This is a genomic window from Oscillibacter sp. 1-3, from assembly GCF_000403435.2.
In the GTDB taxonomy this organism is placed as follows: domain Bacteria; phylum Bacillota; class Clostridia; order Oscillospirales; family Oscillospiraceae; genus Oscillibacter.
Window position 1 is genome coordinate 102,792 of the sequence record NZ_KE159711.1, and the last position, 14,142, is coordinate 116,933.

The 14,142-nt window shown below is 55.2% G+C and carries 13 protein-coding genes; 12 read left to right on the forward strand and 1 reads right to left on the reverse strand.

Going from position 1 to position 14,142, the window contains the following annotated elements; all coding sequences use genetic code 11:
* Positions 1-653: 653 nt before the first annotated feature.
* Complete coding sequence (locus C816_RS18800) at positions 654-1,721, reverse strand: LacI family DNA-binding transcriptional regulator (RefSeq protein ID WP_016323996.1); 1,068 nt, start codon at positions 1,719-1,721, stop codon at positions 654-656.
* Between the two features lie 369 nt (positions 1,722-2,090).
* Between C816_RS18800 and C816_RS18805 the strand changes: the two genes are divergently transcribed.
* From C816_RS18805 to C816_RS18860, 12 genes are all read left to right on the forward strand, one after another.
* On the forward strand, positions 2,091-3,047 hold the full coding sequence (locus C816_RS18805; RefSeq protein ID WP_016323997.1) for a phosphoglycerate dehydrogenase: 957 nt from the start codon (positions 2,091-2,093) through the stop codon (positions 3,045-3,047).
* Between the two features lie 59 nt (positions 3,048-3,106).
* The gene (locus tag C816_RS18810; RefSeq protein ID WP_016323998.1) at positions 3,107-4,141 is read left to right on the forward strand and encodes a tripartite tricarboxylate transporter substrate-binding protein; all 1,035 of its coding nucleotides are present in this window, start codon (positions 3,107-3,109) and stop codon (positions 4,139-4,141) included.
* Between the two features lie 126 nt (positions 4,142-4,267).
* Positions 4,268-4,780, forward strand: a complete 513-nt coding sequence (locus C816_RS22105; protein ID WP_016323999.1) for a tripartite tricarboxylate transporter TctB family protein — start codon at positions 4,268-4,270, stop codon at positions 4,778-4,780.
* A 15-nt stretch (positions 4,781-4,795) separates the two neighbouring features.
* Complete coding sequence (locus C816_RS18820; RefSeq protein WP_016324000.1) at positions 4,796-6,283, forward strand: tripartite tricarboxylate transporter permease; 1,488 nt, start codon at positions 4,796-4,798, stop codon at positions 6,281-6,283.
* 29 nt (positions 6,284-6,312) lie between these two features.
* Entirely contained in the window at positions 6,313-6,801 is a 489-nt protein-coding gene (locus C816_RS18825; RefSeq protein WP_016324001.1) for a VOC family protein, read from the forward strand.
* Between the two features lie 41 nt (positions 6,802-6,842).
* A complete protein-coding gene (locus C816_RS18830; protein ID WP_016324002.1) occupies positions 6,843-7,637 on the forward strand; it encodes an aldolase/citrate lyase family protein in 795 nt (264 codons plus the stop codon).
* A gap of 2 nt (positions 7,638-7,639) precedes the next feature.
* Entirely contained in the window at positions 7,640-8,377 is a 738-nt protein-coding gene (locus C816_RS18835; protein ID WP_016324003.1) for a sulfite exporter TauE/SafE family protein, read from the forward strand.
* Between the two features lie 36 nt (positions 8,378-8,413).
* Entirely contained in the window at positions 8,414-9,307 is an 894-nt protein-coding gene (locus C816_RS18840; RefSeq protein ID WP_016324004.1) for a dihydrodipicolinate synthase family protein, read from the forward strand.
* Between the two features lie 126 nt (positions 9,308-9,433).
* Positions 9,434-10,225 (forward strand): HpcH/HpaI aldolase family protein, encoded by a 792-nt coding sequence (locus C816_RS18845; RefSeq protein ID WP_016324005.1) that lies wholly within the window; start codon positions 9,434-9,436, stop codon positions 10,223-10,225.
* Positions 10,226-10,435: 210 nt separating this feature from the next.
* Entirely contained in the window at positions 10,436-11,170 is a 735-nt protein-coding gene (locus tag C816_RS18850) for an RraA family protein (protein ID WP_016324006.1), read from the forward strand.
* 53 nt (positions 11,171-11,223) lie between these two features.
* The gene (locus C816_RS18855; RefSeq protein ID WP_016324007.1) at positions 11,224-12,528 is read left to right on the forward strand and encodes a nickel pincer cofactor-dependent isomerase, group 22; all 1,305 of its coding nucleotides are present in this window, start codon (positions 11,224-11,226) and stop codon (positions 12,526-12,528) included.
* Positions 12,529-12,679: 151 nt separating this feature from the next.
* Positions 12,680-14,140, forward strand: a complete 1,461-nt coding sequence (locus C816_RS18860) for a lactate racemase domain-containing protein (protein ID WP_016324008.1) — start codon at positions 12,680-12,682, stop codon at positions 14,138-14,140.
* The last annotated feature ends 2 nt before the right edge of the window (positions 14,141-14,142 follow it).

Here is a 14,142-nt window from a genome sequence, read left to right on the forward strand (position 1 = left end):
AGGATTCCGGCCGCCCGCCGCCGTCTGAGTTCTTCAAAATCCGGCGGCAATTTGTCAGACGGCTTTTCATGAATCATATCACAACCTTCACGTGAATGCAATTTTCCGTGCAAGACGGCGTATATATCTCCGATCCGGGATACCGGACTATGGCCCGCCGCGATTCACCCCGGGCGCCGGCGCAAATTTTCCACCTGCCCATTTCAATAAAAAACAAGGAAAAGGTCCTGAAACCTCTCGGTTCCAGGACCTTTTTCTGCGCGGACAGAACCCGAACCCCCGGCTTAATTTTGGCGGCAGATATTCCGGCGATTTCATACCGCGATTTCCCATTTCGGATCAGGTCATGGGGCAAATCATTTTGCATGCGCAGTATAACCGGCAATCCCATAAAAGTGCTGCGCATGATATGCCGCCGCAAGGGTACAGTATAGTCCGTATGCGTGAAAACCGCACCGCTTAGGCCTTGTTTGAAAAAAGGCGGAATGCCCAACGGCGAGAGATGTTTTCGCCAATCAAGGCAAATTTTTGCAGGCGGGCTGACGCCCGGCAAGAACATTTTACGCAGAGCGGCGGATCAAGATCCACCGTTTGGGCGTTTTGACTTTTTTCAAACAGGGCCTAATTGCCGCGGACAAAAATCCTTCTATTTTCTAGAGAACAACGGATGGACGCTTGAGAACATCTCCGCCGCAGCTCTCCCGGACGATCAACTGGAATGGCATCGAGATGCGGATGGGATATTTCCGTCTGCTGTGAATTTGATCGGTCAGCAATTTGACGCTGTATTTGCCGATCTCCTGACGGGGAATCTGGATGGTGCTCAGCATCGGGCGGGAATAGGCCGCCATATCAATATCGTCGATACTGACAATGGCCACATCCTGAGGAACCTTTAACTTATGGAGACGCAGCGCCTTTAGCGCGCCGATGGCGCAGTAGTCGTTAGCGCAAAAAAGCGCGTCAGGAATATTTCCGTGGGCGAGCCGCTTATCTACCGCCTGAAAGGCCATTTCTATATTTAAGGGTGTATCCACAATAAAATCACGGCTAACAGGCAGGTCCAGCTCCTCCATTGTCTTGATATATCCGTCGTAGCGATACTCGTTCAAAAGCATGGAGGAGCCTCCGGGAGAGGCTGTTCCCACATACCCGATCCGCCTATGTCCGAGGGCGGCCAAATGCTTTACAGCGGTTTTGGCACAGAGAAAACCGTCGCATACCACCTCGTCAAACTGGTGGTTAACCGGGTTCAAACCGGCATAAACAACATGCTTGTTGTTCTTCGCAATAAAATGAAGCGTGTCTGCGGTCATCCGCCCCAAAAGGATCATGCCAGAAACGGCGTTCGCAGCAATTGCGTTTTGAATAGCTGTCGGAGAGGTATCGCTGAACGAGTAGGTAAAGCTCAGAGAGTGTCCGGAATCCGCCGTCTGGGTCTGAATACCCAAGAGAATATCGTAAAAGAAATTGTCGTTATAGGAATCAATGGCCGAGGTAAGCAGCACGCCAATGTGCAGGGTATCCTTGGTATCCCGGCGCTTTTGCCGCAGATTTCGGGCAAACTCGTTTGGCGTATACCGCAGCTCGACAGCGGCATCCAGCACCTTCTTTGCCGTCTTCGGACTGACGCGATGAATGGAGTCGTTGTTGATAACGCGGGATGCGGTGGTCAGAGATACGCCGGCACGCCGGGCCACATCATTCAAAGTCACAGGCATGGTTCAGCCCCCCAAAAAGGAACACGTTTTCCGTATATAGACAGATTATACTATAAAATAGAAATAATTCAACAATATATCAGATAAAATTATGAAATTCGCGAAAAAAGCGCGTGTAAAAAGCGACAAAAATGAAAACGTTATCCATTTACAGCTCATTAAAATTTTCTATAATTTTAGACTGCATAATGTAAATTATTAATCTTTTTTTCTGATTATCAAACTAAATTGCAAATTTTATAAAAATAAATTAAACGGGCATCGTTTCCCAAAAAGCACATTGAAGATCAGGACTGTGCCATGTAATATATAAGTAAAGCACAGCAGAAGTACAAAAAGAGCGTGTCATTAAAAAGGAGACGAACAAAATTGAAAGTATTAATTACCGCACCCATGTACTGCTCTGACCAAATGAAAGATGTCATGGAATACGCGCACCAGAGCTTTGACGAGGTAATCCTCAACCCATTTGCCCGCACCATGACGCAGGAGGAGATCGCCGCAATGTGGGACGGCGCGGACGCCGTCATTGCAGGCGTCGAAAGCTGGGACGCCGAATTTATTGCCAAGGCCCCCGCCGGCCTGAAAATCCTGGCACGGAACGGTATCGGATACGACAATGTGGACGTCTCGGCCGCAAACGCAAGAGGAATTACTGTGACAGTCACCCGTCAGGCAAATTCGGATGCGGTGGCAGACTGTACCTTTGCCCTGATGCTGGCGCTGGCCCGACATATTATCCCCATGAACGCGGCAGTCCACAGCGGAAGCTGGGGCTATGCCGTGGCCGACGATGTCCATGCAAAAACGATTGGTATTCTGGGATTCGGCGCCATTGGACAGCGCATCGCAAAACGGGCGGCAGGCTTTGAGATGGAGATTCTGGCCCATGATCCATACCTCTCCAGGGAGCAGATCGCAGAATTGGGCGCCGCGAAATGCGAACCAGAGGAAATCTACCGCGCAGCGGACTACATCGTCTGCACCGGCCCGCTGACAAAGGAGCGCTTCCACATCATCAACGCCGAGACTTTGTCCATGATGAAGCGCACGGCCTATCTGATCAATACCGCCAGAGGCCCCCTGGTGGATGAGGCTGCCCTTTATGAAGCGCTGAAAGCCGGAACAATCGCCGGCGCCGGTCTGGATGTGTTTGAGGAGGAGCCCTGCCGCAGCAGTCCCCTGTTTGAACTGGAGAACGCCGTGCTTCTGCCCCATCTGGGCGGCCATTCCAAGGGCGCGACGCACAATATGGGGCGCATGAACATCGACAATATCCTGGCGGTCGCTGCCGGGGCGCCTTGCGAAAACATTGTGACCCTTTGACCAGCATGTGTATGACGGGGAGACCCGTAATATAAAAAATGCAAAAAGGTGGAAAGAAAATGAAGAAGTTATTTGCGCTTGCCTTAGCACTCTCCATGACTCTCTCCCTCGCCGCCTGCGGCAGCAAACCCGCGGCGACAGCGCCTGACGCCAATGCCCCTGCCGGCAATTCCGCCGATCCCTCCCAGTCCGCAGAGCCCGCGCTGGACTATCCTGTTCAGCCCATTACCATGATGGTCGCATGGCCCGCCGGCGGCGGCTCCGACCTGCTGACCCGCGCCATCTCCGCCGACGCCCCTGATTTTATCGGCGTCAACATGAACGTCACCAACCGCGACGGCGCCGGCGGCACTATCGGTTTTGCCGAGGCCGTGGACTATGCCAACGACGGCTATAACCTGCTGTACTCCACTTCCGGCGTCTTCTCCGCGCAGCCTCTGCTGCGGGATGTGGAGTATTCCATCGACGATTTCTCCTTCATCTGCGGCGTTGGCGAAAAGCCCATGGCGCTCGCCGTTCCCGCCGTCTGGGGTGTCGGCAGCCTGCAGGAGTGGTTCGATTATGTGGCAGCCAACAATATTGAAGTGACCGTCGGCACTTCCGGCGCCGCCGGGTCCATTCCTGCCTTCGGCGCCGAAGCACTGTTTCCCGAACTGGAAGAAAAGGGCCTCTCCAACTACAACATTGTCAATTACAACGGTTCCGGTGAATTGATCCCCGCCCTGCTCTCCGGCGAAGTAAACTGCGCGTTCATGCACCCCCATGAGGCAAAGCCCTATATGGATTCCAACGATTTTGCCATCATCGCCGTCGCCACCGGCGAGCGTCCCGAAAAGTTCCCCGAGCTGCCCACATTCAGCGAGCAGGGCGTCGATTTCACGCTGGCCGTTTTGGAGGGCTACATCGCTCCCGACGGCCTGGACCCCGCTATCCGCGACTACCTGGAGGCCGCTTTCCTGAGAATTCTGGAGGAGGGCGGAAACTACATGACATATGCCGAGGGCGCCAACCATCAGGTTCGGCCCATGAGCGGCGAGGAGTTCCGTCAGGCGGTACTGGATCAAAGCGAGCTGTTCAAGACCATGTTTGGTTAACCAACCCAAAACGCGTACAGTTCAGAGAAGGGCTGCATATCGCCGTGCAGCCCTTCTTTGAGAAACGAGTTCATGTCGTTGAACGCGATATATCGTGATATTTGGATTCAGCAATGAGGGCTGTTTATGAATGATAAAGTGAAAAAAGAATCGATTACACCGAATATCTTTATGATTGCCGTCTCGATCCTGATAATTCTCATTATCCCAGGCCAGATTGACAACTCAGTTCAGGCCGACCGGCTTGGCCCGCGCTTTGTTCCCTATGCCGCCTGCGCGCTGGTCCTGCTGCCGAATCTGCTGCAGATGTGCATGAAAGCGCTGCGGAACAAAAGGGCACGGGATGCCGGGACGCCAGAGCCTCCCTCCGGTGCGGCAAGACCGCCTTTCGGCGGGATCTGTCAGCGTCTGGCGAGGCAATACTGGGTGCTGGCGGCTGTAATGGCCATGGCATTCGCGGCCACATTCGTTGTGAAGTATCTGGGCTATGTCGTCACCTACTGTCTGCTCTGTGCCGGCATGCTTCTGCTCTTTCGGGAGAAACGCTGGTACTATTATCTGATTACCTTCGCCCTGGTCGCAGCAGTGTATATCGGATTTACCAGATTCCTGTATGTTCCGCTGCCGTCGCTTTTCTAAGGAGGTACGCAAGCTATGACAGACTATGTTCTCCATGCGCTGCCGAATGTATTTACAATATCAAACCTGCTGTACGCGAACCTCGGTCTGTTTTTTGGCATCGTCATCGGCGCGCTGCCCGGCCTGACCGCCACCATGGGCGTTGTTCTGATGCTCCCGCTGACCTTTGCCATGGACACCGTTCCCAGCATCGTTCTGCTGCTGGGGGTTTATTTCGGCGGCATCTACGGCGGCAGCATCACGGCCATCCTGCTGAACACGCCCGGCACTCCCGCCTCCGCCGCCACCGCGTGGGACGGCAACCCCCTCGCACGCCAAGGCAAAGCGGGCAAGGCTCTGGATATGGCATTGGTAGCCTCCTTTGCCGGCGGAGTCGTCAGCGCCGCCTGTCTGCTGTTCTTCGCGCCTACCATTGCGAAATATGCGCTGAAATTTGGTGCGCCGGACATGTTCTCTCTCTGCCTGTTCGGCCTGACGATCATTGTCTCACTGTGCAGCAAAGATCTGGTGAAGGGCCTGTCCATGGCAGGCATTGGCCTGGTGCTGGCCTCCATCGGAATTGACCCGGTGGGCGGTATTGAACGGCTGACCTTTGGCATTCGCGGTTTTACCGGCGGCATTGACCTGGTCACCGCATTGATCGGCCTTTTTGCCATCGGCGAGATCTTATTTAAGGTTCTTCGCATTGACGAAGCGGGCGAAAAGGTTACAGATACGCTCAGGGGCTACTGCTCGAAAAAAGAGCTCTGCGAGTGCGCTCCCTCTATTATCCGCGGGAGCCTGATCGGCGTGGTCATCGGCGCAATCCCCGGCACAGGTTCCGTGATCGCGTCCTTCCTGAGCTATGACACCGCCAAAAAGCGGTCCAAGCATCCGGAGCTGTTCGGCGCAGGGAGTCTGGAGGGCGTCGCCGCTTCCGAGTCCGCCAACAACGGCGTCACCGGCGCGGCCCTGATTCCCCTGCTGACCTTGGGCATTCCCGGTGACACAGTTACCGCGGTCATGCTGGGCGCCTTGATGATGCAGAATCTGACACCCGGCCCCATGCTGTTCAAAACGAACGGAAATCTGGTTTACGCACTGATCCTCAGCGCGTTTCTAGTCAATATTTTCATGCTGATCCAGGGAAAACTGCTGATTAAGCCATTCTCCAACGTCACCAAAATCCCCATGCGGCTGATGGTGCCCATTCTGACTGTGCTGTGTCTCACCGGTACCTTTGCGCTGCGGAATACCATGTTTGACGTGCGGGTCATGCTTCTGTTCGGCATCATCGCGTTCTTCGCCACGAAGAACGGTTATCCTACGACTCCCATGGTGCTGGCCTTCGTTCTGGGCCCCACCGCGGAGAGATACCTGAGAAAAGCGCTGATGCTGTCCAAGGGCAGCTACGCCATCTTTGTCACAAATCCCATCAGTCTGGCATTCCTAATCCTTGCGGCACTGTCTCTTATTCTGGCAATGCGCAAGAACAAAAAATTCGACAAGCTTCGCGAGGACTGATTTAATAGTTTTGAAAGGGACGATATGCTATGAGCAAGATTGATCTGAACAGCTATATTCACGTGGGCGTGGTGGTCCGCAGTATTGAAAAGACCCTGGAGCGGATGAAGCGCATCGAGGATTTTACTGAGTACAGCATTACAGATTTTCCGCCCAAGGAAATGAAAAAAGAGGATGTTCAGCTCTATTATTACGGCAAAAAAAACTGGTTTACCGCCCGCTTCTGCTTTGTTAAGATGGGCAGCTCCGAGGTGGAGTTCATTGAGCCGGTGGAGGGCGAGAGCGTATGGAAGGATTTCCTGCAGGAAAAGGGCGAGGGAATCCATCACCTGAAATACGAAGTGGATTCCCTGAACGACGCCATGGACTTCTTTCAATCCAAAGGGATCGCGTGCATACAGTACGGCTCCGCCGTGGGCAAAAATCTGGGCAAGACCTGGGCGTATTTTGACACCACGAAGGAGCTGGGCTATGTGATCGAGGTTTTGAACAGGCAGGTCGGAGAGCAAGTCCGCTGATTCTGTGTCAGGCTGTATATACATAGGGAGGTCATGTGATTATGATGCGTGAGAACAAACTGCGCGCGCTTTTGAATGCAGGGAAGCCCTCCATCAGCACCCGAATGTGGAGCACCTGGCCGGGCTACCTGGAGTCGTTGGGGAATATCGGGACATTTGACTATTTTGAATTTGTGGCGGAATATGTTCCCTTCGCTCAGGAGGAGCTGGCAAATCTGGCACGGACCGCGGAGCTCTATGGTATGGGAAGCATGATTAAAGTGGATTTCATGAACCGGGGCTATGTGGCCCAGCGGGCCGTCGCGGCAGGTTTCCAGTCCGTTCTGTTTTCCGATCATCACACCGCCGATGAGGTCCGTGAGACTGTGAACATGGTCCGTCCGGAGGGTCCGGGCAGCGGGGGCCATTTTGGGTATCCCAACGCGCGCTTTATCGGAATGCAGTCCCATATCCCCTGTATGTCCCACGTGCAAAGACTAAAAGACGTTGTTCTCTGCTTTATGATTGAAAAGCAGAGCGCCGTGGAACAGGTTGAGGAGATCTGCGGTATTGACGGCGTGGATATGGTCACATTCGGAGCAAATGATTACTGCATCACCCGCGGATGGAATCCGGCGGACCACAGGGATGCGTGGCGCGAGGCAGAGCGGCACGTGTTTGAAACCGCGCTCAGGATGGGCGTCCAGCCTCGCGCCCACATCGACAGCATGGAAGAGATGCCCTATTACCTGAACATGGGCGTCCGGCACTTCTGCGTAGGCGATCAGATGAAAGTTCTGAAGAACTTTTGGACGGAGCAGGGCAGCCGTTTTTCCGCCCTTCGGGACACGCTGTGACTATGCCGCTGCTGTATTTGGCGGTAGCCCTCCTGTCTGTGGGCGCGGGATTTTTGACCGCGACCATCGGCTTTGGAGGCGCAGTGTTTCTGATGCAGTTTCTCCCCCTGTTTCTGCCCTTTTTGAACGCATCCAGCTTGTCCAGCATCATTGTCTATGCGGGGATTCTGATTCTCGCCTGGCAGTATCGCGGGCATGTGTTGTGGGGAGAGGTATGGCTGCCGGCGCTGCTGTACGTGCTCAGCGGTGTGCCGGCGGTATTATTCGCAGGAACGCTGGATACGCAGAAGCTGAAGCTCTGCTTCGCGTTTTTTCTGGCCATCCTGGGACTCTATCATCTCTGCGGCTTAAAGGCCGGAGGGATTCGCCTGCCCCGCAGCCGGGCGGTCACAGTGGTCTGCTCCGTGTTGTCCGGAATAGGGACCGGACTATTTGGTATCGGCGGTCCGCCGATGGCGCTCTATTTCCTCTCTGTTTCCGGAGATGACAAAGAGGCATACATCGGAACGCTACAGGTTTTTTTCGGCCTCAGCATGTTCTTTACCATTTCCGCCCGGTTTATCAGCGGCGTCATGCCGGCGGAGATGGTGCCGCTGGCGCTTTTGGGAATGGGCACATCTCTGATCGGAAAACGCCTGGGCACCGGACAGCTGGCATACATCAATGTGAAGATGATGAAACTCTGCGTCTGCTTATTTATGATCTTTTCCGGTGTGATTACCATAACGGGCTGTATCTGAGCCCGAAAATTCCGTATTAATAAAGGAGTTGAACAGATGAAACAGCTGAGAGGTATTATCCCCGCCCTGCTGACCGCTGTCCATGAGGACGGTTCCATCAACGACGACGGCATCCGTGAAATCATTGAAAACGGCATTCAAAATGGGATCGGCGGCATTTTTGCTCTGGGTTCCTGCGGTGAATTTACCGCGTATACTCTGGAGGAAAAGGCCCATATTCTGGATGTCATTATGGAGCAGACGGCCGGACGGGTCCCTGTGGTGGCCGGCTGCGGCGCTCCCAGCACCCGGGAAGTGCTGCGCCTTTGCAAAATGGCGGAGAGCAAAAAAGCCGATTATGCGGCGGTGGTCACCCCGTATTACATTGCGCCCACACAGGATGACATATACGAGCACTACCGTATCATCTCCGAAAACTGCTCCCTGCCCATTCTGCTCTACAATATTCCGCCCAGAACGGGGCTGTGCATCTCCCCGGAGCTGCTGGGCCGCCTGAAGGAGCTTCCCAACATTGCGGGCATCAAGGATTCCAGCGGAGATCTGGAGCTGTTCCGCCAATACATGACATACAATTCCGAGGACTTTCAAGTCATCATGGGAATTGACGGCCTTTTTCTGGACGCTTTCAAGCTGGGCGCCGCCGCCGCGGTCTCCGGTCCCGCCAATGCGCTTCCGGGCAATCAGGTGGGGATTTATAGAAATTTTGTGGAGGGGAATCTTAAGGAGGCGGAACGGTATCAGGCAAAATTCATGAAATTCAAAAAGGTCCTGGGTCTGGCCCCCGGACCTACCATTGCCAAAGAGGCGGCCAATATCGTCGGCCTTCACGCCGGTCCTCCGGTCAGCCCCCTGCGCCGTCCCAGCGGAGAGGTCTGGGAACAGCTGAACGCAGTGCTGCATGAGGAATTCGCCGACTGCTTTGTAAAATAAAGAGAACGCCCTTTTGGGCCATATTTGAAAGATGGCGAAACGCCCAAGCGAGGATCTTCTTCGCCATCTATCATACAAGACCCTATATTGCTGATAACCTATATTGATACACCGGAGGTACAGAGTATGAAAGAAAACAAAATCAGACAGCTTTTAAGCCGGCAGCAGCCCACCACCTCCACCCGCATCTGGAGCACCTGGCCGTTCTATACGGAGGTCATCGGCGAGACCGGCAATTTCGACTATATGGAATTTGTGGCGGAATACGCCCCCTTTACCCACGCGGACCTGGAAAATCTGGCCCGGGCAGCCGAGCTGAAAAGCATGGGCTCCATGATTAAGGTGGACTTTCAGAACCGCGGCTATGTCGCCCAAAAAGCGGTGGCCGCGGGTTTCCAGGCCATCAACTTCGCAGACCATCATACGGCCGAGGAGGTGCGTGAGAGCGTTGCTATGATGAAACCGGACTGCCTCGGCCGGGGCCGTTTCGGCTATCCGAACCGCCGGTATATCGGAACCCAGTCTCACATTGATCAGATGGACCACGTAAAGCGGCTGGACGACATCGTGCTGTGCTTCATGATCGAGAAGGAAGAGGCCATGGAGAACATCGAGGAGATTTGCTCCGTTCCCGGCGTGGACATGGTGCAGTTTGGCCCATCGGATTACTCCATGAGCGCCGGGAAAAACCGCGCGGAGTATGAGGCGGAGTATAAGGCCGCCGAGCGGAAGATGATCGAGACGGCGCTGCGGCACGGCGTTCACCCCCGCTGTGAGATCCCCACGCCTGAGGCGGCAGAGTATTACATCTCTTTGGGCGTGAAACACTTCTCTCTGGGCGACCAGCTGAAGGTGCTGGAGAAGTTCTGGAAAAACGACGGAAAAAAGATGCGTGAGCGGGCGGATTCCCTGAAGTAAGAGCCTGTATGTATGCCAAAAAATGCCGGCCTGGGCAGGGCCGACGGTCAAGGAAAATTTTCACAGAAGCGCTCCGAGCAGATCTGCAAATCATGCTCCGCAGCTTATTTGCATAGTTTTCCTCCCGCGCGCTCCTGCCGGACGGCGTTCGAGGCTATGGACACAAGCGCTGAGATATTTTCTGAAATTATAGAGAGGAGTCGTAGCCAAATGAGCGGTAAAACGCCGTCCCTGCGGGAAGAACTGGAGATCATTGAGGCCCTAAAGGAATTTGACACGCCTACAATCACCAACGTGGTGGCAACCTATCCCGGCGCGCCCACCTGTCTGAATTTGTATGCTCCCTGGGAGTGCGGCTGGTACACGGACCAGCGTCTGCGGGTGATGTATCCGGAACTGGGACGCACCTGCGGCTTCGCTGTAACGTGCGTTTACGGCCTGCCGGACGCCGCAGTCAAAGCCGGCCCGGTTCTGGGAGACATTCTTCACGCGATTGACGACTCCCCCAAGCCGGTGATCCTGCTCATCAAACAGGATTTTCCGGAACGTATCAAGGGAAAAGTCGGGCTCTGCGGCGGAAATATGGCCACGGCATTTAAGTCCGTGGGCTGCGTGGGCATTATCTCCGACGGTCCCTCCCGGGATGTGGACGAAATCCGTTCCTTGGGCGTGCAGTATATGCTGACAGGCACGCCGGCCGGTCACGGTCCCATGGCGGTGAAAGCGGTCAACGTCCCTGTGGAGATCTGCGGAATGGATGTCTGCCCCGGCGAGATCGTCCACATGGATGAGAACGGCGCGGTGAAGTTTCCGAGAAAACACCTCCGGGAGGTGCTGGAGCGGTGCCGGACCCTCAGCAGGGAGGAGGCAAAAAAGATGTCCATGATGGCCTCAGCGAACGACCCCGACCTGATCGCGCGGTACATGAAGGGACAATATCAGTAAGGCCGCAGGCGGGTGCGGGACGATCCGCGTCTGGCGCCGGAGGAGGAATGGTTATGAGCGGGAAACTCAGAGACAGCCGGTGGGATAAAAACGGCGTTATCCGGAGGCTGATCCAAGATGCGGAACTCCCCTCGATGGTCCGCATTCGGCAGAATTTTGACAAAACAGAGGTGGCGGACCTTGCGGCGGCAGTCCGCCAGGCGCTCCGTCAGGAAAAAATCCGCCAAAAGGTGCTGCCGGGCATGAACATTGCGATCACAGCCGGCAGCCGGGGCACCGACCGGTATCCCGAGATGATGCGGGCAATCGTAACAGAACTGAAGGCCATGGGAGCAAGCCCCTTTCTGATCCCGGCTATGGGCAGCCACGGCGGCGGCACAGCCGAGGGGCAGGCGGGAATGCTGGAGAGCCTGGGCATTACCGAGGAAGCCGTGGGAGCTCCGATTCGCTCTTCCATGGAGGTGGTGCGGATCGGGACCAATACGGACGGCTATCCGGTTTATATTGACCGGTATGCCGCAGAGGCGGACGGCATTGTTGTTGTAAACCGGGTGAAGCCCCATACCAATTTTCGCGGCGAATACGAGAGCGGTCTCATGAAAATGATGACCATCGGTCTGGGAAAAAATATCGGCGCGGCGATATGCCACAAGCTCCCCATGGATGACATGCCCCACAATGTCCTCGCCTTCGGCTCGGCGGTTTTGCAAAACGCCAACGTCCTCTTTGGCATCGCCACAGTTGAAAACGCCGTGGATCGGATCAAAACGGTGGCCGCCCTCTCTGCGGAGGAGATTCCGGAGGGGGAGAAGCGTCTTCAGGCGGAGGCCAAGGCGTCCATGCCCAAAATCCCGTTTGACAATCTGGATGTTCTTGTGGTCGACAGGATCGGAAAGAATTTCAGCGGACCGGGCATGGACCCGAACATCACCGGAATATCCGGAAACCCCCGCCTGAAACTAAAACCCCGCGTACAGCGGCGCGTGGTGCTGGACCTGAGCGACGAGACCCACGGCAACGGGGTCGGAATTGGACTTGCGGATTTTTCCACAAAGCGGGCGTTTGACAAGCTGGATTTGGACGCCATGTATCCCAACTCCATTACCTCCCGTTCCCTCGCCGGCGGCAAAATACCGGTGATTCTCGGAAGCGACGAGCTGGCGCTGAAGGCGGCGGTCTATACATGCGGCAAAACCGCTGATACGGGCATTCGCGTGGTCCGGATTCCCAATACGCTGCACATCGCAGAGATCGAGATCTCCACGGCGCTTCTGGCGGAGGCTGAACAAAATCCCCAACTAGAGATCTTGACAGAGCCGTACGGCTGGACCTTTGACAGCAAAGGGAATCTTTTTTGACCAAGCCGGACAAGCCGTGCGAAGAGACGGCAAACCGCCCCGCCGCAAAGACCTGTTCACAAAACCCAAACGCACGGCTTTCGAGGAAATCCGCACCTTCGTCTTTTGAGGACAGGTCCCAATACAATCCAAATACAGAGGAGAACGGCATATGAAACTTCATTTTGAGTATGGCCACGGCCTGATGAGCGCCGATTTGCCGGACCGCACGGACGTGTTCATTCCCGGCGAGACAGTCAAAGACCCTCCCTGCCTGCCTCAAGACTGGGATACTCTGTACAACGCCACTTTGGAGAGCATCCGCAATCCCATTGGAATGGAACCCCTGCGCAGGCTGGCTCACAAGGGAAGCACCGTGGTATTTGTCATCCCCGATATTGTTAAGGGCGGCGTGCAGCCTACCAGCCACCGAAAGGTCGCCGTCCGGGCCTGTTTAAGTGAGCTGTATGCCGCCGGCGTGGAGAAAAAGGACATTCTGTTCATGATCTCCAACGGTCTTCATCCCCGGGCGACCACGTCCGAAATGAAGAAGATCCTGGGCGATGAACTCTTCAGCGAGTTCTACGATTCCGGCCAGATCACCTCGCACGACAGCGAGGACTATGCGCATATGGTAAATCTGGGCACAACCCCCCACGGCGACCCTGTTTTGATGAACAAGTACGTCTATGAGTGTGATGTCCCCATTCTCATCGGCCACACACAGGGCAATCCTTACGGCGGCTATTCCGGCGGCTATAAGCACTGCTCTACCGGCATCACCCATTGGCGCTCCATCGCCAGCCATCATGTGCCGCAGGTCATGCACCGTTCCGACTTTACGCCGGTCTCCGGACACTCCCTCATGCGTACCAAATTCGATGAGATCGGCATGTATATGGAGGAGAAGATGGGACATCCCTTCTTCTGCTGCGACGCAGTCCTGGACACCCATTCCCGCCAGATCGCCATTTACAGCGGTTACGCCAAAGAGATGCAGCCCGTCAGCTGGCTGTCAGCCAACAAGCGCACCTACGTCCCCTTTGCCAAAGAAAAGTATGACGTGATGGTGTTCGGCATGCCCCAGGATTTCCACTACGGAAACGGCATGGGCACCAACCCCATCCAGATGATGCAGGCCCTGTCCGCTCAGGTCATTCGCCACAAGCGGGTTATGAAGGAAAACTGTGTCATCATCTGCTCTTCTGTCTGCAACGGTTATTTTCACGACGAACGCTGGCCATATCTCCGCGAGCTGTACGAGCTCTTCCAGCATGACTATATGCAGATCCTGCCTGACATGAACCGTTACGGCGAGTACTTTGCCACCAACCAGGAGTATATCCGCAAGTACCGCTTTGCCAATGCCTTCCATCCCTTCCATGGCTTTTCCATGATGTCCTGCGCGCATATCGCCGAGATGAACACCAGCGCCATCTATATCGTCGGCGCGCAGGAACCCGGCATCGCCCGCGGCATGGGCCTGAAAACCCGCGCCACCTTTGAGGAGGCCCTGGCAGACGCAAAGAGAAAATACGTCGGCCCCAATCCCAATATTCTGGCTCTGCCTAAAACCTTCCAGGTTGGCGCCGTCCATCTCTGCATGGCCGATGATGATCTGAGCGGCGTGTAACA

Coding starts and splice junctions, on each gene's coding strand:
- C816_RS18800 (WP_016323996.1), bottom strand. CDS start 1,721: ATGCCTGTGACTTTGAATGATGTGGCCCGGCGTGCCGGCGTATCTCTG.
- C816_RS18855 (WP_016324007.1), top strand. CDS start 11,224: ATGAGCGGGAAACTCAGAGACAGCCGGTGGGATAAAAACGGCGTTATC.
- C816_RS18835 (WP_016324003.1), top strand. CDS start 7,640: ATGCCGCTGCTGTATTTGGCGGTAGCCCTCCTGTCTGTGGGCGCGGGA.
- C816_RS18860 (WP_016324008.1), top strand. CDS start 12,680: ATGAAACTTCATTTTGAGTATGGCCACGGCCTGATGAGCGCCGATTTG.
- C816_RS18850 (WP_016324006.1), top strand. CDS start 10,436: ATGAGCGGTAAAACGCCGTCCCTGCGGGAAGAACTGGAGATCATTGAG.
- C816_RS18810 (WP_016323998.1), top strand. CDS start 3,107: ATGAAGAAGTTATTTGCGCTTGCCTTAGCACTCTCCATGACTCTCTCC.
- C816_RS18840 (WP_016324004.1), top strand. CDS start 8,414: ATGAAACAGCTGAGAGGTATTATCCCCGCCCTGCTGACCGCTGTCCAT.
- C816_RS18825 (WP_016324001.1), top strand. CDS start 6,313: ATGAGCAAGATTGATCTGAACAGCTATATTCACGTGGGCGTGGTGGTC.
- C816_RS18820 (WP_016324000.1), top strand. CDS start 4,796: ATGACAGACTATGTTCTCCATGCGCTGCCGAATGTATTTACAATATCA.
- C816_RS22105 (WP_016323999.1), top strand. CDS start 4,268: ATGAATGATAAAGTGAAAAAAGAATCGATTACACCGAATATCTTTATG.
- C816_RS18845 (WP_016324005.1), top strand. CDS start 9,434: ATGAAAGAAAACAAAATCAGACAGCTTTTAAGCCGGCAGCAGCCCACC.
- C816_RS18830 (WP_016324002.1), top strand. CDS start 6,843: ATGATGCGTGAGAACAAACTGCGCGCGCTTTTGAATGCAGGGAAGCCC.